Genomic DNA, 25,021 nt, shown 5'->3' with positions numbered 1-25,021 from the left:
GGCTTAGATATCGGCATTCTCTGTCGTTATTTAAGCCGAACTTTAAAACTACGACACACCTCACTTCGTCGACACATTTTAACAGATCAAAGACTGATCACCATTTTGAATGCGGGAGACTATGAATGAAATCTACTGAAACAGATGTGCTGGTCATCGGCTCAGGGGCTGCTGGTTTTTACGCGGCCATCCGAGCAGCCGAATCTGGCCTGCGGATCACCCTGTGGGAAAAAGGTCTTGCTGGCCGTACTGGCGGTACCGTTAGTGGTGCTGGCCCATCAGCTTACGGTTCCTTTAGTGACCCGGAAGACTCAGCCGATAGCCTCTTCCGTGACACAGTTGAAGGCGGATCATATCTGAGCGACCAACCTCTGGTTCGTATCCTCGCTGATGAAGCCCGCCTGCGTATCCAGGAGTTGGAAGATTGGGGAATTCGTTTTGACAAAAATAGCGATGGTTCTTACCTCATCTATACTGCCGGTGGTCACAGCCATCCACGGGTGATGGCGATTAGCGACCGGGTTGGTTTGCAGATGTCAAAAGTTTTACGCACCAAGCTCCACACCTTTAACAACGTCACTTTTGGTGAAGATACCCTTGCGACAAAAATTCTCGTCAATGATGGTCAAGTCAGCGGTGCCGTTGGGGTAGATTTTCGCAACGGTGAAACCGTCTGTATGCAAGCCTCTGCTGTTATTCTAGCGACCGGTGGTGTCGGTCAACTTTACCCCGTCACCAGTAATCCGATTCAGGTGACCGGTGACGGCATGGCAATCGCTTATGAAGCCGGAGCCAACCTGATCAACATGGAGCAAGTTCAGTTTTTCCCTTGCGGTATGGTGCATCCGCCATCACTCAAAGGTTTTATTCTCGGAATCCAAGAATATGCCAAGCTTTATAACAGCAAAAATGAGCGCTTTATGGAAAAGTATGAGCCCGAGAAACTTGAGTTAACCACCCGTGATCGCCTTGCTCGGGGGATCCATTCTGAAATCACCGCCGGTCGTGGCACTGAACACGGTGGTGTCTGGCTTGACGCCAGAGATCTGGGTGACGAAACCTATAAGAGCTTTCTGCACGAAATCGAAGTTTCAGCCGAACGTGGTTTCGATTACCGCAAACAACGCCTTGAGATCGCCCCTTCTGCTCACTATTTTATGGGTGGAGTCGAAATTGATACCGATACGAGCACATCTCTCCCTGGACTGTATGCGGCCGGTGAATGTTCCGGCGGGCTTCAGGGTGGCAACCGACTCAGCGGCAATGCACTTTCAGAGCTGCTGGTCTTCGGTTCACGTGCTGGTGCCGCTGCAGTCAAGCATGCCCGGGCAACAGCCATCAGTTCCTGTAAAGATCAAGCTGAAGCAGAAGATGAGCGCATCAGCAAAGCACTCAATCGACCCAAATCCGACATCACTCCCAATGAAGGCAAAAAACAATTGCGCTCTATTATGGCTAAATACATGGGAGTGACCCGCACCGGAAAAGGGTTGGAACTGGCGGCGCAAGAGCTACAGCAGCTCAAGGAGCTATTGCCAACAGTTTATGTGCAAGGGTCTTCACTTCTATTCAACCAGAGCCTGCAATCGTACCTCGAGCTTGAGAAGATGGTGACCATCTCGCAAACCATGGTTGCGGCGGCTACGATCAGAAAAGAGAGTCGTGGTGCACACTACCGTGAAGATTATCCGGAGTGGGACAAATCGATGGCCCCACAGTGCACTTTGGCCTACACAGAAGACCATAAACCTGTCATCCAAACCAGACCGGTAAAGATGACAGAAATTACGCCGGAACAATCGGCTTAATCAGTAGATGGAGACTAAGGTGAAACTATGAAACAAACCTTTAAAGTTCTTGTTGATCGCTACAATCCTGACACAAAAACAGGCTTGATCCAAACGTACGAGGTTGAGTTCATCCCCAGCCAGACAGTGCTACAAACTCTGAACTATATCCGCGACAACCTTGATGACAGCCTCTCCTTCCGCTCCTCCTGCCAGGGGGCCAAATGTGGGAGTTGCGCTGTTGCCCTGAACGGCAAACCGGTTCTGGCCTGCAACACCATGATTGATGGTCAAGACATCACCATTGGTCCCTTGCCGAACTTTCCGGTCATCAATGACCTGATTGTTGATCGCAGCAAGAGTGAAGATTATTTCTTCAAGATGCTGTCACAAACGGATGCTTGTGAGGGGTCCTGCAACGGTCACGTTCATACTGAACCGGAAGCGGTTCTGAATGAAGCAAAAATTGACTATGAGAACCTGTCCCGCTGTCTCGGTTGTATGGTCTGTACCTCCGCCTGTCCATACAACGCACAGATGGATGAGAATGGACCGAACCCGTCAATGTTGGTGAGTGTTATGAGTTCAGGGGTACTCACCAGAAAAGATGGCCAACTCGCTTTTCCTATCGGTACAAATAGCGATTATTGCAGTCTCTGTCTCAACTGTTACACCGCTTGCCCCGCTGGCGTCCATCTGAACCGCGCTAATAGCCAGAGTAAAAATACTTACGTCCAAACCAAGGGCCAAAAACTGCGTGATCGCCTGCTTGGTCACGCTGAGCTTGCTGATAAAGCGGCAACATTGACTCCGGGATTGAACAACGCCTTAGTCAACGCTCCCCTGGTTCGCACAACCTTGGAAAAAACCCTCAATATCAGCAGTCAACCATCAATGGTTAAGTTCTCTAAGCCACTGACGGCACAGAGAGCTGACGACAAACAACCAAGCGCTATCTCAAAGAAACACAAAGTCGCCTTTTTCACCGGTTGTTATGCCCGTTATAATGAGACCAATACCGCAATCGACGCAATTGCCGTTCTTGAAAAACTCGGGATTCAAGTTGAAGTACCGGAACAGAGCTGCTGCGGCCTCCCCTTGGTCGCCAATGGCGATATGGCTGCCGCTGAGAATAAAGCTAGAAAGAATATCGCTGCGTTTAAGCCATGGATTGACAAAGGCTATGATGTCATTACCACCTGTACCAGTTGTAGTCTGATGCTCAAAACCGAATACACTGAAGTTTTCGGGATTAAAGCAGCTGAAAGTCTGGCTGATTGCACCTATGACTTGGCTGAATACATCAATAAGCTGGATGACAACAATGAAATTGAGCTAAAACTGAGCCCCGTACCAATGCACACCGCTTATCACACCCCATGTCACCTGAAAGCACAAAAGATCGGTTTGCCATTCATTGAGTTATTGAATAAAATTCCAGACTTTAATGTTGCAGTCATGGATGCCAAGTGCTGTGGCCAGTCGGGAAGTTACGGTTACAAAGCTGAAAAGTATTCGATCAGTGAAGCGGTCGGTGATGAACTGAAAGAGTCGATGGAGAAGCTTAACCCGGAAATTGGATTAAGTGAGTGTGGTCCCTGTCAATTGCGCATGCATGATGTCTCTGGGCTGCCTGTTATTCATCCGGTTTCTATTTTACGGAGTGCATTAGAATAGCAAAAGACCGGTTTATAGCGAGCTCATCCGCAACCAGGGATGGGCTCGCAAACCCTTGACACAGAAATTAGTGAGACAGGTATTTACTGTCAACGACCCTTCTGCTATCTATACACATCCATCTATATCCACTCAAAAGCATCACTATAAACAAGGAGTCAGATTATGAAAGTCGTGAAGTTCGGCGGCACATCCCTCGCCAGTGCGGCCCAGATTAAGAAAGCTGTTGAAATCATTCAGGCTGATGACCAGCGGCAGGCTGTTGTTCTCTCCGCCCCAGGAAAGCGTGACAATCAGGATACCAAGATTACTGACTTATTGATCAATACACATAAGCAAAAGACCGCTGGAGAAGAGTACCTGCCAACCTTCGAAAAAATTCGTGCACGTTTTGTCGAACTCTCAGAACTCCTCGAAGTCGACGTCAATATTGCAGCTGAGCTCGACGTAATCGAGCAAAAAATTACCGCAGGGACAACCCTTGATTTCGTTGAGTCACGTGGCGAATACCTCAACAGTCTGATCATTGCCAAATATCTTGGCGCTGAATTTGTTGATGCTGCAAACGTCGTCCGCTTGACCATCGATGGCCGTGTTGATCCAGAATCATACGAACTGATCAGCAAGCAACTGGGCAATGCCACTGGCCGCTTCGTGGTCCCGGGTTTTTATGGAACCGGCCCCGATGGTGAAATCAAAACCTTCTCCCGTGGTGGTTCCGACATCACCGGTGCAATCGTTGCTCGCGGCGTCAACGCCGATGTCTATGAAAACTGGACCGATGTCTCCGGTATTCTTCAGGCTGACCCCCGCATTGTTCCGGCAGCGCAATCTATCCCCGAAATTACCTACGCCGAAGTCCGCGAACTGGCGTCATGCGGGGCCAGTGTTTTTCATGAAGAAGCGATTGCTCCGGTTCGTGACGCAAAGATTCCTATCAACATTAAGAACACCAACAGCCCTGCTGATTGTGGCACCATGATCCAACCCACACGTTCAGCTGAGAAGATGCCTGTGGTTGGCGTCTCGGGTAAAAAACCTTATCGTATTTTGAACGCAGAAAAGTTCATGCTCAACCGCTATCCAGAGCTTCCGGGTCAGATCAAGGAAGCCCTGACACAACAAGACTTGGCCGTTGAATTCGACATGAAGGGCTTCGACAGCTTTGCCCTCATGGTTGATAGCAGCAGCAATTTTGATGAAAATGCGATCTGTAAATATATTCTTGAGAAGACCGAAGTTGATGCTTGCAGTTTCGGCATGACGGTCGCTCTAGTTGGTATTGTCGGTGCAGGATTACAGAGTCAGACCGGTCTCCTCGGTCGCATGCTCAGCGCCCTCGATCAAGCTGAAATTGGGATTCGGAGCATCAGTTATGGCGGCTCACAACTCACCGCACTGCTGGCTATTAACCTGGAAGACTATGAAAATACCCTCAAGGTTCTGGTTGCACAGCTGCAAAAATAAGCGGGAATAAGACAGATGAGCATCAAGATGCGGGCACTTCTTGTGTCCGCATTTTTTAATTCGAAGAGCAAGAGAAAAAAGAACAACCAATAGGCGACAAAACATGAAAACACGCTCGGCTCTGAGAACAACGAACCCCACGCTCACGCAGAGCCAAGCGTTATAGCCCACCTATCCTTGTCGAGAAATCTCAACCTCGCCACTATCACCGTTCACCTTGACCCAATCACCTGTCTTAATCACCTGACAGGGGTCGACATCAGAAAAATCAACAACCATCGGGCTACCGACAACGACAGCGGCGACACCAACCCTTGAATCAATCTGACTCACAACCCAACCAGCGGGCTTCACACCGTTAATCATTGCAGAATTAAAATGGCCGGACCAGCAATTTGAGCCCTTGGAAGATGGAATGACCAAGATACGTCCGGCAATGGATGTCCCCTCTGCAACATGCCCTTTTTCGATGATAACACCCGTGACTTCATCAATACCGGCCCATCCTTGAATGCTGTCAGGACAGACAAGCGCCTCGCCTTCTGCAATCCCTTTGATTGCACCTCGTCCTTTGATAATTTCTTTCATCTTAATGGTCCCATTTCCCCGAAATTGCAGCATCAATACACCGATATTTATCGCCATAGTAAACTGCGGCATCTGTCATCGAACGAATATAATGGGCTTGTTTAGCTCCATCCAGCACAACTCCGCGACTCTGTTTCATGATCGATTGACCCACCATAATTGGACAGGAGCTCGTCATTATCCGCCCACCAGCATCTTCTATAACATCGAGATAACCACTCGCCCGCGCCATTTCTTTAATCGGATACGCCGTCCAGAGGTATAAACGAACGCCACTCTTGATCTTTTTGCCACTGATGTAATTGGCAACATCACGAATTTCTTCCAGAGTGTAATGCGGACAGCCAAGGGAGATAAAATCAACAGGCCCCGGCGTTACATCACAGAGCATGGTCAGCGATTTCTGATATTCTGCGGTGGAAACGTTAAAGCTCTCTTTAACCCCATGCCCACCGGTTGCCATGGTCATTGTCTGTCCCTCAGGAGTCATACCGAGAATATGGCACATAACGGCACCACTGGTCGTGGCGATGGTTGCAAACAGTTGTTTAACCTCAGCTATGGTCGGGTAAGCAAAATCACCGGTGATAACCGGAATGCCTCCAGCCGGAAGCAATCTGCCGATGGTATAACCGATCACATCCCAGTCTATCGCTGACTGGGCGGGGCATTCAATTTTAAACTCGTGGCTTGCATATCTATTTTCAGCACAATGCAGTCCCCACTTGGGAGTCCGACCACAGATTGCTGACCAGGCTGCGGCTTCGACACCATCGGGATTACCACAGGCTCCAAGAAGTGAATTACAGAACATCGCATTGCTTGATTCGGTCGTCACAAAATGTTCACCTTTAAGGGGTAACCATCCAAGAAGATAAGGAGTACAGGTGCTCGCCATACTGACACCTGCTGCTCGAGCGACTTCAAGAAATCTACGGTTTTTGTCAAAATATTCTTTTGTCAGTCCGACTTCTTCATAGTCCTCGGTATCACAGTTCTCAGTGCAAGTCATACAGAAACATTCTGCCGAAAATTTATTATGACTGATGTCAAGAACCTCATCGGTGCACATATAAACCCTGGAAAAAATTTGATTGTAGTCATCCGACTGGATGTTATTGAGATAGGGCTGCGCACCTAATCCGAGCGTCGCCTTGGTTACAACACAGAGTTCTTGAGCGCCAAGAGCTTCAGCATAGCTGATAATATTTTCAAGTGCTTTCTGTTGTAACCTTCCGTTATCGCCACGGAGAATCGCTTTTTCGACGTCTGTTAACCTCACCATTTTGCCACCTTATAATTTCATCTCTACGCGTCAAACAATCTATGCTGCCAAAAATATCACCTATCTTTGGCAGGTTATAAAAATAGTCATACCCTACAAACGGGTCACTCACTGAGACAATACCTTGGCAGTCTCTCCAGCCTTTAGATACATGTTTATAAAACCAGCAAAGGTAATAAAAAACTCAAAAATGATCAGCTCAAAGTAGCCGATAAAATAGCCATAAAAGCCCCATGATATAGAGGATAAGATAAAAAACAACTTGACCCTTTGAGCCTTTTTTAAATAGACAGCGATGGTCACGAAGGTAAGCCCCAACAAAGAAAAGATATCGTAGAACCCGCTCCAGAAATAACAGGTGATGATTGATGAAAGAAGCCATAAACAGAAACCGATGGACTTGTATTCTACAAAATTTCGTCCACAAAAAGTCCGCACAGCGGTAAAAAACATCGAGATTGTGCCGGAAATAGCGCCCTGGACAACAAATGCAAGAACCCAGGATACGTCAGCTCCCAACTTGAGAAGGAGGATATTCTCTCGGGTTTTTAAAAACATGCAAACAACAATAAGGATTGTAGATAAAAGACCAAATATAAATTCTGGCGTGTATATATCAATCATCTCGACACAGTCTGTTAGTGGGTTTATACATGACCGCTTTATCTCAGCAGCCCTTTTAATGGCCGTAAAAACGCTTACGAGGAAACTCGGCCAAGGATCCATACTAGCAGCTTTACACTGATTGTCACTGCCAATATTATCTCGGTGCAAGGAACGATAGGATGAGTGACTGAAGTCCGCAATGAAACGTTGATCAGGGGAAATGAGATAAGCGCGATTGGGGACTGGAAATTGGTGATCTTCTTTGCTAAATTCTGCCCGTAAACAAGCCGATAAGATTCAAGAGAGGACACTATGGGAAAAGACATTATTAAGCTTTTACTGCTAAGCATTGTTGTCGGCGCAATTATCCTAGGGCTTTACTTCTTAGGAAAATCAGTTGACAACCAGAGTAAATACAAACATCCGATCACACAACCAGGATCAAGTTGGTAACGATCAGGAGGCTCTCCTCTCAGGTCCGGAATAACCTGCTGATGCGGCGCCACGTACCGGATCAACGCCGATCTGAACCCAACCACTGGTACGCTCAAATTTATCAATCTGTTTCGAACTGATCAGGGTCGCAAGTAAAGCAGGACTGATATGATCTTTTACCCCATTGCGATAAACAACATTCACCTTAGGTTTCTGTTTAAAGTATCCCATTTCTTGACCTCCCTTCTGATCATCTTTATGTTTCAATAATAACCGCATTGCCCCTGAATAGCAATCTCAGCCAAATTATTTCTTGTTATTTATTAGTTATTTAGAAGGATAGCTGCGGCAAATTAAAAAATTATCAAGAAGGGTGAATACGACTACTGGAGATGCAAATACTAATTTGCGTTAGATTCGAGTTCTGAAGCGATAGCCGACATAACCCGTTCAACGATTAACAGGTGAGTCGCTTTGACGTCTTCGAGTTCAAACAGGTCGGAGAAATCGAGAGGTGCACCAAAACAGATCCTCCCCTGCTGCTGTCCCTTCATAAATTCCCAGGTGTTAATTCCAGATAATGCTGTTGGAATCACCACGGGATGATGCTCGTAAATCAGCTTCCCGACCCCCCGATTTCCTGGCCCGAGCTTACCATCCTTATGGCGGGTTCCTTCAGGGAAAAGCATAACTTTCTGATTCTGCAACAATGAACCCAGATGTTTTCCAGCACGAACATCACGTCCCCGCTTCACTGGGAAAGCCCCCCATGAACGATAAATAGCTCCAATGACGGGATTACGAAACAGCTCCTCCTTAGCTGGAGCCCAGACCATTTGCCAAGGGTGCGCTTTGAGTACAGCTGCTGGAATAAAAACAGTGTCATAGGCAGAGATGTGATTGGCCGCAAGAAGGACACCTCCAGCAGCAGGAATATTTTCCGCCCCGACAACCTCAAACCGATTTAAAATAGAGGCATAAAAACGAATCACAGCAGAGCTGATTGTCACCCAGAGACGGCGGACAAATGGAACTTTCACGGTTGAACTCCTCGATATCTTCTGCACGGATGAATTCAGGGAATGATAGATAAAACCCTTGCAGACACCAGAAACTTCACTCATTATATTTAACGGTTTCACTTTAACACGAATTTATAGCATGAATTTACACATTTTTTCCGAAAAGGATATGGATTATGGGTTGGTTATCAGGTGTTATCGGTGGAGGGCTCGGGGCAATGATCGCCGGTCCGTTTGGTGCAATTATGGGAGCCGCCATCGGCGCCAGCATGGGGAGCTCTCAAAAGATGCCCCAGACCAGGGGCGGATTTAATCCGTCAGAGCAACGACAGGCGATCTTTTTTACGGCGGCTTTTTCTATGGTCGGGAAACTCGCCAAAGCTGATGGTCGGGTTTGTCCCGATGAGATTGCGGCGATTGAAAAAATTTCTAAAGAAGCTCTGGGACTGGATCAACAGACCCGTGCTTACGCTATCAATGTCTTCTCTCAAGCAAAAGACAGCGCTGAAACCTTTGCCGATTATGCCAGACAGTTTGGCAACTTGTTCGCCCAAGACCAGCAACTCTGTAATTTCATGATGAGCTTCCTGTTCGAAGTTGCGATGGCTGACGGTGAACTTCATCCCCAGGAAGAGAATATGCTGCTGGAGGCAAAGACAGCCTTTCGGATTTCTGAAGCTGTTTATCAATCGCTGCGTAGCCGTTATGTCGGTCTGCATTCTTCCAGCGTTAGCCTGAAGAAGCACTATGAAAATCTGGGTGTTTCCAGCTCTGCAACAACGGCAGAAATCAAGAAAGCGTATCGTCAGAAAGCGACTGAATTCCATCCAGACAAGATTGAAGGAAAAGGGTTGCCACCGGAATTCATCAAATTTGCCAATGATCAACTTGCCGAAATCAACGCATCCTATGATGCAATTATGGCGGCACAAAAAAAATAGGGGATTCTATGCCGGAGTTAACCAAACGGGAAGCCTGGAAAAATCTGCAAAGACATTATCAAAGTATTGAAGCCCTCCACATGCGCGATATGTTTGCTGCAGAGCCACAGCGGTTTACAACGTTTTCTCTGCAGCTCGATGACATCCTGTTTGATTACTCTAAGCACCGCATCACCTCCACCACATTAAAACTGCTGGTTGAACTCGCCCGGCAAACAGGCTTACAAAACAAAATAGAGAAAATGTTCTCCGGCGAACGAATCAATACCACCGAACAACGACCGGCACTCCATACAGCCCTGCGTAATCGCAGCAATTCTCCGGTTCTGGTAGATGGTCAGGATGTCATGCCACAAGTCAACGCTGTTCTTGCCAAGATGGGCAAGTTCTGTCGGCAGATTCGCGATGGCATCTGGCTGGGAGCCACGGGGCAGCCGATCACAGATATCGTTAATATTGGTATCGGGGGCTCAGATCTTGGCCCACTGATGGTCACTGAAGCCTTAAAACCCTATGGCCATGAACGTCTTAACGTCCACTTTGTTTCCAATGTCGATGCAACCCACCTGCTGGAAACCTTACGACATCTGCAACCAGCGACGACGTTGTTTTTGATCGCTTCCAAAACCTTCACCACCCAGGAGACGATGACCAACGCCCACTCGGCTCGCGACTGGCTGTTGCAGCAGCTTAAAGATGACAAGGCAGTCGCCTGTCACTTTGTCGCAATCTCCACAAATCGACAAAAAGTCATCGAATTCGGGATCAACCCTGACAATATGTTTGAATTTTGGGATTGGGTCGGCGGCCGCTATTCTCTCTGGTCTGCTATCGGTTTATCTATTGCACTCTATATCGGCATGGATAACTTTGAGGAGTTACTCTCTGGAGCCTACCAGGTTGATAAACATTTTTACGAGACTCCCTTTGAAAAAAATATCCCAGTCATCATGGGGCTACTCGGGGTCTGGTACAATAACTTCTTTGCGGCTGATTCTCACGTCATTCTCCCCTACGATCAATATCTACACCGTTTCCCCGCTTATTTTCAGCAAGGAGATATGGAGAGCAATGGCAAGCGAGTAACCCTTGACGGTCAATCGGTCAACTACTCAACCGGACCGATTATCTGGGGAGAGCCCGGAACCAACGGACAACATGCCTTTTACCAGCTCCTCCACCAGGGGACAAAACTGGTCCCTGCTGATTTTCTTGCAGCGGTCGAAAGTCAGAACCCTCTCGGGAACCATCAGCAGATTTTATTATCAAACTTTTTTGCCCAACCAGAGGCGCTTATGCGCGGAAAAACACCGGCAGAGGTGCGTGCGGAACTGGACGCGGAGGGGTTATCTCAAGCAAGGATTGCACAGCTCTTACCACATAAAGTTTTCCCCGGAAATCGCCCAAGCAGCTCTTTTCTGTTTCATAAACTGACACCAAGAACTCTCGGTTCACTGATCGCCCTCTATGAGCATAAAATTTTCACTCAAAGCGCCATCTGGGATATCAACCCCTTTGATCAGTGGGGTGTTGAGCTTGGTAAACAGCTAGCCCAGAAGATTCTCCCAGAACTCAGTCAAAGCAGTCCTGTTGCCGATCATGACTCTTCAACGAACGGCTTGATCAATTATTTTCGTTCTCAAAAACAGGGTAAACAGTCCGTATGAAGATAAAAATGGTTGTGACCGACCTTGACGGCACCCTGGCAAGATCAGATGCAACAATTTGTCCTGTTGATCGCAAAGCTCTGGAGACGATTGGTAGCGCAGGGATATGCCGGGTGATCGCCACTGGGCGTAGTTATTTTTCCGCTTGCAAAGTTCTGAGTGCTGATTTTCCGATTGATTATCTGGTTTTTTCTTGTGGTGCAGGGATTATGGACTGGCAGACCAAAGAGATCATTCAGGCGCAACATCTTCCCCAAAAGAAGGTCGAGACCATCACCAAAATTTTACTTGATCACAAGGTTGATTTTTCTATCCAGGATAGAATTCCCAACAACCACCATTTCAGCTACAGTCTGCCCAATAAAGATAATCAGGACTTCAAACGCCGCTTGGCCATTTATCGCGACTATTGCCGCGAACTGGATCTGAATAAAATTGAAGAGGCATCGCAAATCATTGCGATCCTCGGAGATAGTACCGTTTGGTTTGAGCAACTCAGTCAGAAGTTCAACAACGTTAAAATTGTCCGGGCAACATCTCCCCTGGATGGGAAAACCCTATGGATGGAAATCCTTCCGCCGCTGGCATCTAAATCTTCAGGGGTTGACTACCTGTGTACACTCCTGAACATATCCAGCACGCAGACAGTCGCTATCGGCAATGATTATAACGACGTCGATATGCTCTCTTACTGTAAATACAGCTTTGTCGTTGCGAATGCCCCTGAAGAACTCAAAAACAGCTATCCTACCGTCGCATCAAACGACAGGAACGGATTCAGCCAACTGGTCAATCAACTGATTTGTTCAGAGATGAACCCGTCTTAGCCCTAAAAACATCTTAATTCTTTACCAAAAGCGGTGTTTTAGTCCCCATGAGATTGCAAGATTGAGTGCAATTCGTTATGCTTTTCATGCAAACTAAACCGGAATCATCACACCAATGGACATCTCTTGACGACACAGAGGGTTGTCGAAAGACTTCACCATAAGAGGAGAAACAAAATGAGAAAGATTGCTATTATCTTAGCGACTTTATTGCTGACGACAACAATACTTGTCAACGGTGCCGCAGCAGAAAAAATCTTGCGCATCGGTATCGCCAAAGAACCGGCCAGCCTGAATCCGGTCTTCATTCATGGTGTTTATGGTGAATCAGTCGCTGGAAATATCTTTGACACCCTTGTCTCTTTTAAGGAGAGTGCCAAGGAAGCTGCGCCACTGCTGGCTGAAAGCTGGACAATTTCTAAAGATGGCAAAGTTTACACTTTCAAACTGCGAAAAGGGATCAAATTTCACAATGGCGACAATTTCACAGCCAGTGATGTCAAGTTTACCCTTGAAGCGATCATGGATGAGAAGAACGCTTCCCCCAGTGCCCAATTTTTCAAACCGGTGCAGACCATCGAAACGCCTGACGACTTTACTGTTGTTATCACCTTAACCGATCCCTATGCGCCATTTCTTCTCGCACTTGGTAGTCACACCGCCGGGATTATGCCAAAAGCGGCAACCATGGCAATGGGGATGGATAAATTTGACCGCGCCCCTATCGGCACAGGTCCGTTCAAATTTGCAGAATGGTCTCCCGATGACAAGATTGTCCTGACCAAAAACAACGACTATTTTGTCGCCACTCCAAATATCGACAAGGTTATCTTCCGTCCTATTCCAAAACCTGAAACGATGGCAGCCGAACTGCTGTCTGGTGGTCTGGATGTCGGTTCAGAGTTACTGCCGCAGGATGTTTCCCGGATGCAAGAAGAAGGACTATCGGTTAAATCGGTTCCGGGCCTGACTTCACGCTATCTCGGCTTTAACGCCAAGAGGAAACCATTCTCCGATTTGCGTTTCCGGCAAGCGGTGTATCATGCCATCCCCTTTGACCAGGCGATTCCTGGGATTTTCCGCAATGATGGTGACAGGGCCTACTCATGGATTCCGGTCGGAGTCCTCGGTGATGATGTCGATTACATGAAAAAGCACACTCTGCCTTACAATCCCGCTCAAGCCAAAGCCTTATTTGCCGAACTGAGAAACGAGGGCATCCTCCCTGAAAATTTTGAGTTTACAATCTATAGCCCACAAGACCCACAGCGGAAGAAAATTGCCACTGTTGTCAGCACCCAACTGCGGCAGTACGGGATAACCGTGAAGGTAGAAACTCCTGAGTGGGCTACGCTCTTTCCAATGCTCAAAGCAGGTCAATGTGACATGTATGCCATGGGTTGGGGGTCGGTCCCTGATCCCGACCGCTGGACTTATAAAATATTCATCCCCGAATCTAATATGAACTTTTCTCAATACAGTGACCCTATGGTCACGGAAGCACTTAAAAAAGGGCGGACGATCAGCGACCCAGTGCTGCGTGCCAAACTCTATCAGACCGCCATGCGTAAAGCCTTGGTTGAGGATTACATCCATATTCCCATTGCTTTCCTCAAAACAACCATTGTCACCAGCACCAAAGTTCAGGGGCTTGATCCTTCCCCCCAACGTTATATTCACCTGGTCACCGCAAAACGAAATGTCGATATCAAATAGAACAACAAGAAGATGACCTGTCCGGCGCAGAAATTCTGCGTCGGGCTTTTCCAGCATGAGGCAGCTGTGCTCAACTACACAATCCGCAGGCTCTTACTTCTGATCCCCTTGCTGCTCTTTGTCTCTCTGTTTGTCTTTGCCATCCTCAAGCTGTCCCCCGGTGATCCGGCAACAGCGCTTCTGGGTGATCAGGCAACCGAAGAGGCCATTGCCCTGGCACGGGCTAAATATGCCCTCGATCAACCCTTTTATCTCCAGTACCTACAGATGATGGTCAATTTTTTCTCTGGTGAATTACAATCCATTTTCTATAAGGGGAATGTCCTCTCCATCGTTCTGCAACGCCTACCAGCGACTCTGGAATTGGGTTTTCTTTCCCTGTTGATTGCAGTCATCATCTCGATACCGGTCGGAATCATCTCAGCGGTTAGGCGCAACTCCTTTTTCGACTATGCGTCCATGTCGGTCGCCATGTTCGGGGTTTCAATTCCGGTCTTTTTTACCGGAATTCTATTGATTTATCTTTTCGCGGTCATCCTCAAGGTTCTCCCCGCTTCAGGTTACGGCGGTCACCTCTGGACGATTGAGGGGCTACGGCACATGATTCTCCCAGCATTGTCGCTGTCGTTTGTGTTGATGGCATCAACAACCCGATTGACCCGTTCAGCCATGCTTGAAGTCATCAATCAGGACTATATCCGTACCGCCCGGGCCAAAGGGGTGAGCCGCTTCGTCGTCATTATGCACCACGCCTTTAAAAATGCTCTGATCCCGATAACGACCAACATCGGCAACCAGATCGCCCGGATGTTTGCTGGCGCGGTTCTCACCGAAACCGTTTTTGCCTGGCCCGGGGTTGGCCGACTGGCCGTCAATGCAATCTTTCGTCGTGATGAACCCCTGGTATTTGGCTGCGTCCTGCTGATGGCAGTCGTCTATGTGATCATCAACTTGCTGGTTGATCTGGTCTACGGCTTCCTCAACCCGCAAATAAGCTACGACTAAGGGGAATCGATGTTACGCATAGTCTTTCTTGTCAATCTGTTCTTATTGCTCCTGTTTGCTGGACAAATCACCACAAATGCTGACACTCTCATATCCTACAGCATCTTTGCCGTCATCACCCTGATTCTGGCGGCAATAATATTAACCCTTCGACGTCGCAACAAAACCAAAGAACGGGGAATTCGCACAGGCTGGGACCTGATGTGGAACAAGCTAAGGCGAAATAAATCGGCTATGGCAGGGATGTGGGTGGTCTGTGGACTTTGTTATGTCGCCATTCTAGCCCCTTTTATTGTCCCATTTGATCCTTACATTATGGATTGGGGAGCCCTCTCGTTGGGCCCGGAGAGCCACCATTGGCTTGGCACCGATGAGATGGGGCGAGACACATTATCACGGGCAATCTATGCTACCAGAATTGCAATGGGCATTGGCTTGATGGCTGTCACATTGAACTCCCTCATCGGCACAAGCCTGGGTTTACTGGCCGGCTATTACGGAGGAAACACCGATAATTTCATTATGCGTCTCCTTGAGTTCTGGAACTCCATCCCCTTCATTCTGATGGCCATTGCTCTGATGGCTGCCTTAGGAAGCGGGCTCTTCAATCTGATTCTCGTTGTCAGTTTGACCGGAATTCTTGAGTTCGCCCGCATCATCCGGGGAGATTCGCAACTCTTAAGACAGGCCGACTACGTCAATGCAGCAAAGGTCATGGGCATCCCTGATCGGCAAATCCTCAAACGCCACATTCTGCCAAACTGCCTTGCCCCAATTATCATTATGGCCACCCTGCGTATCGGTGAAACGATCCTGACAATCGCCGGACTGTCTTTTCTGGGATTAGGAATCCAAGCGCCGATGCCCAGCTTGGGGAGTATGCTTGCCAATGGGCAACAGTTTCTCTACGAAAACATTACTATGTCGATCGTACCTGGGACCGTCATTCTCCTGATTGTCTTGTCCTTTAACCTGTTTGGTGACGGACTACGTGACGCCCTTGATTCTCGCATTACCCAATAGAGGTCATTTTGGATCCTGATATTTTGCTGGAAGTCAAAGATTTACAGACCACCTTTACCACCGAAGATGGTGTCGTCAACGGCTGCAACGGTGTCAGCTACAGCCTGAAAAAGGGTGAAACTTTGGCCGTCGTCGGGGAATCTGGCTCAGGAAAATCAGTGACTGCGATGTCGATTCTCCGCCTGATTCCCGAACCACCGGGTCAAATCGTCCGTGGTCAGATTCTGTTTGACGGCATCGACCTGACAACCGCTTCTGAAAAAGAGATGCGTAAAATCCGCGGCAAAGAGATCGCAATGATTTTTCAAGAACCGATGACCTCATTAAATCCGGTCATAACTGTCGGTCGACAGATCGGTGAGTCACTTAAACTCCATGAACCTCAACTCTCATCAACAAAAATTAAGCAGCGTGTTATTGAACTGCTTGATCTGGTCGGCATTCCCTCCGCAGAGCAACGCTGCAATGAGTTTCCCCATCAACTTAGTGGCGGGATGAAACAACGGGTGATGATCGCCATGGCTCTGGCCTGCAGCCCCCGTATCCTTATTGCCGATGAACCGACCAGCGCCCTGGATGTCACTATTCAGGCGCAAATTCTGAGTTTAATAAAAAAGTTGCAACAACAATTGGACATGTCTGTCTTGATGATCACCCACGACCTTGCCGTCGTCGCCGAAACGGCTGATTCTGTCGCAGTTATGTATAGTGGCCGAATTGTAGAATATGGAGCCGTCGATGAAATCTTTCATCAGTCCAAACATCCCTATCTGGATGGGTTGAAAAAATCGATGCCACGACTGGATATCGAACAGGAAGAGCTCTATACAATTGCAGGTATGGTACCCAACCCCCTCGATATTCCATCAGGTTGCCCTTTTCGCTCACGCTGTCCACAAGAGATGGCGTGTTGTCAGAATGAACCACCAACGATTTTCTTTTCCGACAGCCACTATGCCCGCTGCTGGCTCTATGCCGACGGAGGTCATCATGACTGATCAGCTGGTCCTTAAGGTTGAGGATCTCAAAGTTTACTTTCCCGTTAAAAAAGGGTTGCTGAAAAGGACGGTTGGTCACGTCAAAGCAGTTGACGGTGTCAGCTTTGAAATCAAACAGGGGGAAACTTTCGGCTTGGTCGGTGAATCGGGTTGCGGGAAGACAACCATCGGCAAAGCTATTGTCCATCTCGAACCGGCTTTTGCAGGAAAAATCTACTATAAAGAGCAGGAGATCACCAACCTGAGTGAAGCTGAGATGCGACCGTATCGAGCGACCACACAAATGATCTTTCAAGATCCTTACTCGTCGCTCAACCCGCGCATGACTGTCGCCAATATTATTGCTGAACCGATCCGCTTCCATCGTCCAGATGCCGACGTCACCGCAGAAATTACCGCTTATCTGGAAATGGCCGGGTTGCGGAAAGAGTGTATGTTGCGCTATCCACATGAATTTTCCGGTGGGCAACGTCAACGTATTGGCATTGCCCGTGCTCTGGCTTGTCGACCAGAGATCATTATCGCCGACGAACCGGTCTCGGCACTTGATGTGTCAATCCAATCGCAGATCATCAATCTGCTGAAGAGATTGCAGCGTGAGTTGGGATTATCGTACCTGTTCATTGCGCACGACCTCTCCGTGGTCAAACATATTTCTGACCGTATCGGCGTCATGTACCTCGGCTGCCTGATGGAAGTTGCTACGACCAAAGAGCTGTACAACAACCCCCTTCACCCTTACACGCAGGCCCTTTTCGCCAGCGTTCCCATTCCCGATCCGCGTAAACGGTCAGCAAAGGTACCACTACAGGGGGAGATTCCATCGCCGCTCAATGTCCCTCCAGGATGTAAATTTCAAACTCGCTGCCCTTACGCAACAGAGCTCTGTCGGGACAGAGTGCCACAACTGGAACAAGTCGGAGATGGGCATCTGGTCGCCTGTCATCACTGGAACAATCTTCATAAAAAATGAACAGGATGTTTTTATGAAACCAATGATCGGGATAACAACGAGTACAGTCCAAAAACACCATCGTCCTTACAACCAAGTGACTCAGTACTACGATCATTCCGTTGAGATATCGGGGGGTCTCCCTGTCCTTATCCCAATCCTTCGGGATAACAATCTTGCAAAAGATTTGGCCACTAAACTTGACGGCCTCATCATTTCGGGAGGCGACGAAGACATAAATCCAGAAGCTTACGGAGAGATTCAGTGCCAGTGTGCCTGTCAGATTAACAAGGAACGTGACGCATGGGAATTTTCCCTTTATCGTCAGTTCAAACAGGCGGGCAAGCCAATCCTCGGAATCTGTCGTGGGACCCAGATCATTAACGTTTTTGAAGGGGGAAGCCTCTATCAGAATCTGTGCAATCAGGTCAAAGATTGTACCAACCATTACACAAAGAATAAACTGATGTGCGAGCTCTATCACGACATCAAAATCATCCCGAAGAGCAAACTCTACGAAATATTTGCCATGGACACCCTCACAACCAATTCTTTTCACAATCAAGCGGTTAAAGAAATTGCTCCGGGTTTCATAGCTTCGGCCCATTCGGACGATGGGATTATTGAAGCAATAGAATCAGAAACTGCACCATTCATTATCGGTATTCAAGCCCACCCAGAAGCACTGACGGATGCGCATCCCCATTTTATAAAACTGTTTAAAGCCTTTATCAAAGCAACCGGAAAAACCACTTGACGCGAGAGCTCAAACAAAACATCTCCCCCCAATATACTTAATATCCCGAAGTTCATTCCTCCCGACCTGATGCAATCAACGACTTTTTTTTGATTGTCATGACAACCACCTAAGAACACAGCTTTTCACCGTGTTTTAGTCTTTTTGGCTAGTCATTAAACAAATATATTACGTCCCTTTGATTGATTTTATAAATATTGAAGATACAATTTAAGCATCATTCTTACGTTAAAGAAAAGGAGAGACATATGAGCGAAGAACAAGCAGCGGGCTGCTCCAGACCAACGGCCGCAGGCGCTGTAAACGACACATCTCACACTGAAGAAGTGGTACAGGAAACCACCCTTAAAAAGGAGATAAAAATGGTACAAGTTGGTGAAAAAGCGCCGGACTTTGTTGCCCCAGGGTTCCATAACGGGGCCTTTTTGGACGGCGTAAAACTCTCTGATTACGCGGGGAAATGGCTGGTCCTCTGTTTTTATCCCGGCGATTTTACTTTCGTCTGAGCGACTGAACTCTCGGCAGTTGCCGAGAAATACCCACAATTTCAGGAACTCGGGGTCGAACTTTTATCTGTCAGCATCGATAGCATGTTTACCCATAAAATCTGGAATGATCTTGAACTCTCTAAAATGGTTGATGGGGGCGTACCATTCCCAATGCTGTCTGATGTTGGTGGTGATATTGGCCGCCTCTATGGGATCTTCAACGAAGGTGCTAAAGTTGAAAATCGGGGACGCTTCATCATTGATCCAGATGGTGTTCTTCAGGGTTACGAAGTACTCACCCCCCCTGTCGGTCGAAACGTCAATGAAACCTTACGTCAATTAAAAGCGTTCCAGCTCGTCCGGAATACCGGTGGTGCTGAAGCGACGCCTTCTGGCTGGAAACCGGGGAAAACCACCTTGAAGCCAGGGATTGATCTGGTTGGCAAGGTTTGGCAAGCGTGGAAAGTAAGCGAAGCCGACGAATAACAGCATTCCATGCCAAAATTATTTCATGAAAAGAGGCCTTGAACTTTTACAGATCAAGGCCTCTTTTCATGCAGCTTACCCATTTAAACAGATGGCGCTATGGTCTTTTATCATTGATAAATATCTTTTGCTGGGGAAAAGGTGTACTATGTTGAGACACACCAGCATCAATCTCCTCACAACGACCTCTCTTCTTCAATCCAGATGGAGATGACGTTGCCACACTGAAGATACTCCACGTCGTTGAGGATGATATATCAACTGTCAAGCCAGCCCCGTAGAATCCGGCACTCTCCCTGGTTTTTATCGGCCATATCTTGGCTAACTCAAACAAGGGAGTAGGACCATGCAAAGCACCACATTGTCTGTCGGTGACCCCATTGAAGGCCGCTGTACAAAATGTCGTAAAAACACCAACCACATTGTTATCTCTCTGAAAGACGATGCTCCAGAGAAGGTTGAATGTCAGACATGCTCTCGCCAGCATAAATATCGGCCACCGACTGTCGCCAAAAAACCTGCTGCCCGAAAAACCACGAAGCCTAAAGATGCTGATCGTAAACAGTGGGAATCGCTGCGCCCCGAAATGGAAAGCGCAAAAGCAAAACCCTATTCCATGACTGAGACCTATAAACTAAATAACCTGATTGATCATCCTTCTTTCGGTCTCGGTATTGTTCAACGCGTCATTGGTTCACAAAAGGTTGAAATTTTATTTGCTGATGGAAGAAAAACCATGCGTTGTCAGTAACACCCGATCAGGAACTCAAAGTTACCTCCTGACACTGAAGAGACACCAAAAAGAAAGAGATGAAATGTCAATTTGCAGCCTGTGTGAAGAACAATCGAAGAAATCAAAGAATGGTAAGCCTCATGAATATTTAAGAAAAGTTGGCGAATTACGTATCTTCAAGGGGAAGAGCCCACGAGGCTTTGAAGAGCAGGACTACCAGTGTCTGACATGCAAAGAAAAATTTACCCATAGTACGGATAAAAACGATTTACCATGGACCCTCTGGCGGGGCTAATGTCTCTGCGGATTTTTCCGTTTGCAAAACTGTCAATAATTAACTTAATGATGATCCCTACCCCCTACATCTTCTAGCCACTCTTCAAAATGTTCTCTTGCTCCTCGAGATAAGATCCGACCAAAGGTTTCCCGGTCGTACTTATACAAACAATGACGGATGGAAGTGTAGGGACTAAAGGTGTTTTCAGGGTTTTGCAGCAGAAATTGAGTCCGATATTCTTTGACAGTTTTTAGATTTTCGATCAAACTTTTATGCAGATCCGCCCTTTCAAAGTCACGGTTTTGTTTTAAGATATCCTGAACAAAGTTATCAACCTTGTAATCTTCAAAGACAAAATCTTTAAAAAAATGGCCGGCAACACGCAAAAAGTTAAAAACATTGATCCCTTTCCCTTTGCCTGCCTGGTGAATCTCACCATTGCCATTGCTGTCAGACAATGAATCACCGATCGGATCCGCTGTTGCCTGTTGCAATAACTCCATTGTCGCATTGCGAATTTCTTTAAATTCTCGGTCAGCTAGCTCAAACAGGGCAGAGAGCACATTAATCCTGCGCTTGAGGTTATTAGGAATCGACTTTTTATATTTGATCTTGTGATCAAGGACACTCCAGGCATCTTGAATCAAAGATCTGATCTGCACCTCAAAAGGAAACTCCTGAAGCCGGGGAGAAGCCCCTTCCGCCTGAACGGGGACAAGATCCATATGCAACCCCTTATAACCAAACAAATCTTCGGTGCTTTCAACCGCTGCTATCTTGTCGGTCACCTCAATAATCCGGAAGTGACTCTTGAGGACATCTGAGACAACGGAGATCTGATCTTCATAGAGACAGACAATCCTGATACCTATCAAGTCAGAGAGATAATCTTTGATGCGGTACGGTTTCTCATCAGCTTCAAGCTTACCCTGATATTTACGCTGAAACTTTTTAATACATTCTTCTTTATCCTTGATCCGCCCTTCTATTTTTGTCACCTCTCCGACGTCTAACTGCTCTATCAACTTCTCGATTGTACTGATATAGCGGTCTTGGGTCGCTTGAATCAGGGAGAGATTTTTATCATAAAATTTTCTAAATTTGTATTTTTCCAGCTCAAAATCCAGCGAGGCCACAGTATAACTCCTGATGTAATCGTCTTGACTAAGATAAACAGACAATGCTGTTACAAACAAAGAGCAGCGCCAAAGAAATCACCCTAAAAGCTTCCCGGAACATACCGCTCAAACTGCTCTAATTTGCGACAAGGGCAAAGTATTTGTCAACCGCAAGAGCAATACCACTAACAACCTCCAGGTACACTCATATCTTACAACACAGGGCGCTTCTGATGATCGAGAAACCTGCCTGCTGGTCAATTTTACAATGACTCGCCCGAACAGAAATAAACCTTGCCTCAGATCAGCATCTTTATGCTGATTTTTATTCTTAATCCAAAATCATCATGATTATGAAAATAATTATCAAAAATTGCAAAAGTGTGACTTCAGTCACAGAATCTGCATTGTTGTTCAGGCATAGTTCTTTTCCGACAGTCACCCTTAAAAGTGCGTCGTTACTTTATCAGGAGAACATCGTGACACAAACCACTGCATCCACCTTATATCTATCTGATCTTATTCAAAATCAACGCGGCATCATCCAAAGCTGCAACGCAGAGGGGATGCTGAAACAAAAACTTCTGAGCATGGGGTTCATCCCCGGAACCGAGATTATGATGCTCAGAAATGCCCCTCTCCGTGACCCGATTGAAGTGAAAGTTCACAATTGCTTAATCACCATAAGAAGAAGTGAAGCAGCGTTATTAAGGATTGAAGCCATATGCTAAAAGTTGCGCTCGCAGGTCAACCCAACTGCGGTAAATCAACAATTTTCAACATGCTCAGTGGCGTTAACCAACATGTTGCTAACTATCCTGGAGTCACTGTTGATAAAAAATCAGCGACCTTAAAATTCCAAGGGGAACAATTTGAAATTGTTGACCTTCCGGGGACTTACTCGTTCAGTACCTATTCACTGGAGGAGATGGTCGCAAAAACGTTTCTTCTTGATGAAGGAACAGATGTCATCGTCAATGTCGTTGATGCTTCCAGTCTACGTCGCAATCTGTATTTAACTTTTCAATTGCTGGAACTTGGCAAACCGCTGGTGATGATCCTCAATATGATGGATATCGCTGAACGTCGCGAACTGGAAATAGATATCGACAGACTGTCAAAAATGCTCAACGTCACCATCGTTGAAACCGTTGGGACCAAGCGTGGCGGCAAAAAAAGGGAGATCCTGGAAGCGATCGCTCAAGCAGGAAAAATCTCTATCTCCGAACCATTTAAAATTGATTATATGGAGTTTGAAACCTTCATTCTCGAAATTGAACAGATGATCGAGTTTGATTCAACCATCTCCAAACGCTGGCTTGCCATCAAAGCTCTAGAGGCAGATAAAGTCATTCTGGAGAAAGTTAATATCTGCAAAGAGACCATCAAGGATGTCACTAGCAACATCCACACAAAGCTTGATCTTGATGTCGACCAAACTTTTGCCCGCATACGCTACGATAGCGCTGATGTCGTTTATCACAAATGCGTGAAAGAGAAAAAACAGAATCTGGACACCTTGACAGCCAAGATTGACCGCGTAGTTCTCAATAAATGGTTGGCATTCCCGGTGTTAGGGCTGGTTATTTATCTGATCTACCAGTTATCTATTGTCTGGGGTTACAAGCTCACTAACTATACCTGGCCGCTGCTTGCAGCCCTCAAAAACGGAATAGTCGCGCTACTGCCGCCACCAGAGTTAACTAACGTTCCCATAATCACCGACTTCAGCATCTGGATGGTAAATAGTGCCATTGCGTTGCTCAATTATATCCCGATATTTTTTATTTTGTTTGCCCTCATCGCCGTTCTCGAGGATGTCGGTTACATGCCGCGCATGGCATTCATCCTGGATCGAGTTTTCAGAAAATTTGGGCTACATGGTCAGTCGACGCTGCCTTTAGTCCTCGGTGGAGCATTTGTGGGTGGATGTGCCGTTCCTGGCGTCATGGCAACCAAAGGGATCGCTGACGACCGCGCTAGATTGGCGACGATCCTCACTGTTCCCTACATGAATTGTCTGGCCAAAGTGCCGTTTTATACCTTGCTTCTGGGAGCATTCTTTAAAGAACAGATGGCGTTGATGATGTTTTTTATCTCCACCGTCACCCTGTTTATTGCCTTAATAATCGCTAAATTGGCCACCTCAACAGTTCTGAAGAATCGAGAGACAGCCCCCTTCATTATGGAGTTGCCAACTTATCACCTGCCAACACTCAGCGGCGTCCTGTTTCGTGCCAGTCAACGGGTTTGGCTCTACGTTAAAAAAGTTATGACCATCGTCCTTGCCGTCGCGGTCGTCCTCTTTGTTTTGTTGCAGTACCCTGGGGTATCAGATGAAAAAATGACTGACTTCTCCCAGCAAATGGATAGTGCTTTAGAGAAGTTTGATAAAACGGTGAAAGACAATCTTCACTATCAACATGTGGATCAGATTGCAGAAGTTTCAAATCTGGTAAATCTTTACGATAACTACAAAAATCAGCGCATGTTGACAAAAACCAAAAGCGCCGTAGCTTCACTTGATGCGGAGTTTCTGGCTAAAAACCCAGAACTTTTCCCATTGGTACGACCTCAGGACAAAGATGCCAGAGAGGTCAGCAAAGCGGCACGGAGACTTTCAAAAACGAACAAAAGGCTGCAGATCGCAATTAAAAACGAAAAGATTACCAACTCTTTTCTCGGTATGTTCGGCCGCGCCCTGGAACCAGTGACTCAATATGCTGGATTTGACTGGCGCATCAATGTTGCGTTTCTCAGCTCGTTTGCAGCCCGGGAAAGTGCCGTCGCAACCCTCGGCTCAATCTACGAAAAAGGCAAATCAAATCTCAGCGCCGAGGAATCACTCGCGCAGGACGGTGCGTACACGCCAATCCACGCTGCAGCAATGTTGCTTTTCATGATTCTAACGCCACCGTGCATCGCTACAATGGTCGTCGTCAAGCTGCAAACTAACTCCTATCGGTGGATGTTGTTTGCCATCTTTTTCCCGACCACATTAGGTGTCGTCCTCTCAATCCTGTTTTTCTCCATGGCGGTACAGTTCAGTTGGAGCGGCTTAGAACTGATGCGTAATTTTTATTTAAGCGCTGCAACGCTGGCACTTATTTTATCACTATTCAAAACCAAACAATCCGGCTGGCAAGTCGGTAAATCGCAATGAAAG

Annotated in this window: 23 protein-coding genes; 17 read left to right on the top strand and 6 right to left on the bottom strand. The window is 47.0% G+C overall.

Going from position 1 to position 25,021, the window contains the following annotated elements; all coding sequences use genetic code 11:
* Positions 1–125 precede the first annotated feature (125 nt).
* The 3 genes from BLU87_RS01515 to BLU87_RS01505 all read left to right on the top strand — a co-directional run bounded on the left by BLU87_RS01515 (position 126) and on the right by BLU87_RS01505 (position 4,931).
* Entirely contained in the window at positions 126–1,808 is a 1,683-nt protein-coding gene (locus tag BLU87_RS01515) for an FAD-dependent oxidoreductase (protein ID WP_092344164.1), read from the top strand.
* A 27-nt stretch (positions 1,809–1,835) separates the two neighbouring features.
* Positions 1,836–3,464, top strand: coding sequence for an anaerobic glycerol-3-phosphate dehydrogenase subunit C (locus BLU87_RS01510; protein WP_092344163.1), 1,629 nt, complete (start codon positions 1,836–1,838; stop codon positions 3,462–3,464).
* Positions 3,465–3,629: 165 nt separating this feature from the next.
* The gene (locus tag BLU87_RS01505; RefSeq protein ID WP_092344162.1) at positions 3,630–4,931 is read left to right on the top strand and encodes an aspartate kinase; all 1,302 of its coding nucleotides are present in this window, start codon (positions 3,630–3,632) and stop codon (positions 4,929–4,931) included.
* 171 nt (positions 4,932–5,102) lie between these two features.
* On the opposite strand, the gene BLU87_RS01500 is transcribed toward BLU87_RS01505, so the two are convergent.
* The 5 genes from BLU87_RS01500 to BLU87_RS01480 form a co-directional block, all read right to left on the bottom strand.
* The gene (locus BLU87_RS01500) at positions 5,103–5,519 is read right to left on the bottom strand and encodes an aconitase X swivel domain-containing protein (RefSeq protein ID WP_092344161.1); all 417 of its coding nucleotides are present in this window, start codon (positions 5,517–5,519) and stop codon (positions 5,103–5,105) included.
* A 1-nt stretch (position 5,520) separates the two neighbouring features.
* Positions 5,521–6,804: an aconitase X catalytic domain-containing protein gene (locus BLU87_RS01495; protein WP_092344160.1), complete on the bottom strand. Its 1,284-nt coding sequence runs from the start codon at positions 6,802–6,804 to the stop codon at positions 5,521–5,523.
* Between the two features lie 108 nt (positions 6,805–6,912).
* A complete protein-coding gene (locus BLU87_RS01490) occupies positions 6,913–7,428 on the bottom strand; it encodes a YgjV family protein (RefSeq protein ID WP_281242479.1) in 516 nt (171 codons plus the stop codon).
* 438 nt (positions 7,429–7,866) lie between these two features.
* Positions 7,867–8,076 carry a GSU3473 family protein gene (locus BLU87_RS01485; protein ID WP_092344619.1) on the bottom strand — a complete coding sequence of 70 codons (210 nt, stop codon included), beginning with the start codon at positions 8,074–8,076 and terminating at the stop codon, positions 7,867–7,869.
* Positions 8,077–8,246: 170 nt separating this feature from the next.
* Positions 8,247–8,885, bottom strand: a complete 639-nt coding sequence (locus BLU87_RS01480; RefSeq protein WP_092344158.1) for a lysophospholipid acyltransferase family protein — start codon at positions 8,883–8,885, stop codon at positions 8,247–8,249.
* A 158-nt stretch (positions 8,886–9,043) separates the two neighbouring features.
* Here BLU87_RS01480 and djlA point away from each other — a divergent pair, with 158 nt between their 5' ends.
* The 12 genes from djlA to BLU87_RS01420 all read left to right on the top strand — a co-directional run bounded on the left by djlA (position 9,044) and on the right by BLU87_RS01420 (position 20,755).
* On the top strand, positions 9,044–9,808 hold the full coding sequence (djlA, locus tag BLU87_RS01475) for a co-chaperone DjlA (RefSeq protein ID WP_092344157.1): 765 nt from the start codon (positions 9,044–9,046) through the stop codon (positions 9,806–9,808).
* 8 nt (positions 9,809–9,816) lie between these two features.
* Positions 9,817–11,475 (top strand): glucose-6-phosphate isomerase, encoded by a 1,659-nt coding sequence (pgi, locus tag BLU87_RS01470; RefSeq protein ID WP_092344156.1) that lies wholly within the window; start codon positions 9,817–9,819, stop codon positions 11,473–11,475.
* Positions 11,472–12,302 (top strand): HAD family hydrolase, encoded by an 831-nt coding sequence (locus BLU87_RS01465; RefSeq protein WP_092344155.1) that lies wholly within the window; start codon positions 11,472–11,474, stop codon positions 12,300–12,302. Before pgi ends, BLU87_RS01465 begins: the two co-directional genes overlap by 4 nt.
* Positions 12,303–12,479: 177 nt before the next feature.
* On the top strand, positions 12,480–14,018 hold the full coding sequence (locus tag BLU87_RS01460; protein ID WP_092344154.1) for an ABC transporter substrate-binding protein: 1,539 nt from the start codon (positions 12,480–12,482) through the stop codon (positions 14,016–14,018).
* 66 nt (positions 14,019–14,084) lie between these two features.
* Entirely contained in the window at positions 14,085–15,023 is a 939-nt protein-coding gene (locus BLU87_RS01455; RefSeq protein ID WP_092344617.1) for an ABC transporter permease, read from the top strand.
* A gap of 9 nt (positions 15,024–15,032) precedes the next feature.
* The gene (locus tag BLU87_RS01450) at positions 15,033–16,046 is read left to right on the top strand and encodes an ABC transporter permease (protein ID WP_092344153.1); all 1,014 of its coding nucleotides are present in this window, start codon (positions 15,033–15,035) and stop codon (positions 16,044–16,046) included.
* Positions 16,047–16,054: 8 nt separating this feature from the next.
* Positions 16,055–17,044 carry an ABC transporter ATP-binding protein gene (locus BLU87_RS01445; protein ID WP_092344152.1) on the top strand — a complete coding sequence of 330 codons (990 nt, stop codon included), beginning with the start codon at positions 16,055–16,057 and terminating at the stop codon, positions 17,042–17,044.
* Complete coding sequence (locus BLU87_RS01440) at positions 17,037–18,017, top strand: ABC transporter ATP-binding protein (protein WP_092344151.1); 981 nt, start codon at positions 17,037–17,039, stop codon at positions 18,015–18,017. The genes BLU87_RS01445 and BLU87_RS01440 overlap by 8 nt, the downstream gene beginning before the upstream one ends.
* Positions 18,018–18,030: 13 nt before the next feature.
* On the top strand, positions 18,031–18,753 hold the full coding sequence (locus BLU87_RS01435) for a gamma-glutamyl-gamma-aminobutyrate hydrolase family protein (protein WP_175498233.1): 723 nt from the start codon (positions 18,031–18,033) through the stop codon (positions 18,751–18,753).
* A 248-nt stretch (positions 18,754–19,001) separates the two neighbouring features.
* Positions 19,002–19,727 (top strand): thioredoxin-dependent peroxiredoxin, encoded by a 726-nt coding sequence (gene prxU, locus BLU87_RS01430; RefSeq protein WP_092344149.1) that lies wholly within the window; start codon positions 19,002–19,004, stop codon positions 19,725–19,727.
* Positions 19,728–20,073: 346 nt separating this feature from the next.
* Positions 20,074–20,478, top strand: coding sequence for a hypothetical protein (locus tag BLU87_RS01425; protein WP_092344148.1), 405 nt, complete (start codon positions 20,074–20,076; stop codon positions 20,476–20,478).
* A 64-nt stretch (positions 20,479–20,542) separates the two neighbouring features.
* A complete protein-coding gene (locus BLU87_RS01420) occupies positions 20,543–20,755 on the top strand; it encodes a hypothetical protein (RefSeq protein WP_092344147.1) in 213 nt (70 codons plus the stop codon).
* Between the two features lie 44 nt (positions 20,756–20,799).
* Here BLU87_RS01420 and BLU87_RS01415 read toward each other — a convergent pair whose 3' ends face one another.
* Positions 20,800–21,873: a GTP pyrophosphokinase gene (locus BLU87_RS01415; protein WP_092344146.1), complete on the bottom strand. Its 1,074-nt coding sequence runs from the start codon at positions 21,871–21,873 to the stop codon at positions 20,800–20,802.
* A 461-nt stretch (positions 21,874–22,334) separates the two neighbouring features.
* Between BLU87_RS01415 and BLU87_RS01410 the strand changes: the two genes are divergently transcribed.
* Complete coding sequence (locus BLU87_RS01410) at positions 22,335–22,586, top strand: FeoA family protein (RefSeq protein ID WP_217637415.1); 252 nt, start codon at positions 22,335–22,337, stop codon at positions 22,584–22,586.
* On the top strand, positions 22,580–25,018 hold the full coding sequence (feoB, locus tag BLU87_RS01405; RefSeq protein WP_092344144.1) for a ferrous iron transport protein B: 2,439 nt from the start codon (positions 22,580–22,582) through the stop codon (positions 25,016–25,018). The genes BLU87_RS01410 and feoB overlap by 7 nt, the downstream gene beginning before the upstream one ends.
* Positions 25,019–25,021: the final 3 nt, after the last annotated feature.

Source organism: Desulfuromusa kysingii (assembly GCF_900107645.1).
Taxonomy (GTDB): domain Bacteria; phylum Desulfobacterota; class Desulfuromonadia; order Desulfuromonadales; family Geopsychrobacteraceae; genus Desulfuromusa; species Desulfuromusa kysingii.
This window is presented reverse-complemented; position numbering and strand designations above follow the sequence as displayed.

Coding starts and splice junctions, on each gene's coding strand:
- BLU87_RS01495 (WP_092344160.1), bottom strand. CDS start 6,804: ATGGTGAGGTTAACAGACGTCGAAAAAGCGATTCTCCGTGGCGATAAC.
- BLU87_RS01485 (WP_092344619.1), bottom strand. CDS start 8,076: ATGGGATACTTTAAACAGAAACCTAAGGTGAATGTTGTTTATCGCAAT.
- BLU87_RS01425 (WP_092344148.1), top strand. CDS start 20,074: ATGCAAAGCACCACATTGTCTGTCGGTGACCCCATTGAAGGCCGCTGT.
- BLU87_RS01505 (WP_092344162.1), top strand. CDS start 3,630: ATGAAAGTCGTGAAGTTCGGCGGCACATCCCTCGCCAGTGCGGCCCAG.
- BLU87_RS01450 (WP_092344153.1), top strand. CDS start 15,033: ATGTTACGCATAGTCTTTCTTGTCAATCTGTTCTTATTGCTCCTGTTT.
- pgi (WP_092344156.1), top strand. CDS start 9,817: ATGCCGGAGTTAACCAAACGGGAAGCCTGGAAAAATCTGCAAAGACAT.
- BLU87_RS01440 (WP_092344151.1), top strand. CDS start 17,037: ATGACTGATCAGCTGGTCCTTAAGGTTGAGGATCTCAAAGTTTACTTT.
- BLU87_RS01515 (WP_092344164.1), top strand. CDS start 126: ATGAAATCTACTGAAACAGATGTGCTGGTCATCGGCTCAGGGGCTGCT.
- BLU87_RS01435 (WP_175498233.1), top strand. CDS start 18,031: ATGAAACCAATGATCGGGATAACAACGAGTACAGTCCAAAAACACCAT.
- BLU87_RS01500 (WP_092344161.1), bottom strand. CDS start 5,519: ATGAAAGAAATTATCAAAGGACGAGGTGCAATCAAAGGGATTGCAGAA.
- BLU87_RS01490 (WP_281242479.1), bottom strand. CDS start 7,428: ATGATTGATATATACACGCCAGAATTTATATTTGGTCTTTTATCTACA.
- BLU87_RS01465 (WP_092344155.1), top strand. CDS start 11,472: ATGAAGATAAAAATGGTTGTGACCGACCTTGACGGCACCCTGGCAAGA.
- feoB (WP_092344144.1), top strand. CDS start 22,580: ATGCTAAAAGTTGCGCTCGCAGGTCAACCCAACTGCGGTAAATCAACA.
- BLU87_RS01460 (WP_092344154.1), top strand. CDS start 12,480: ATGAGAAAGATTGCTATTATCTTAGCGACTTTATTGCTGACGACAACA.
- BLU87_RS01510 (WP_092344163.1), top strand. CDS start 1,836: ATGAAACAAACCTTTAAAGTTCTTGTTGATCGCTACAATCCTGACACA.
- BLU87_RS01420 (WP_092344147.1), top strand. CDS start 20,543: ATGTCAATTTGCAGCCTGTGTGAAGAACAATCGAAGAAATCAAAGAAT.
- djlA (WP_092344157.1), top strand. CDS start 9,044: ATGGGTTGGTTATCAGGTGTTATCGGTGGAGGGCTCGGGGCAATGATC.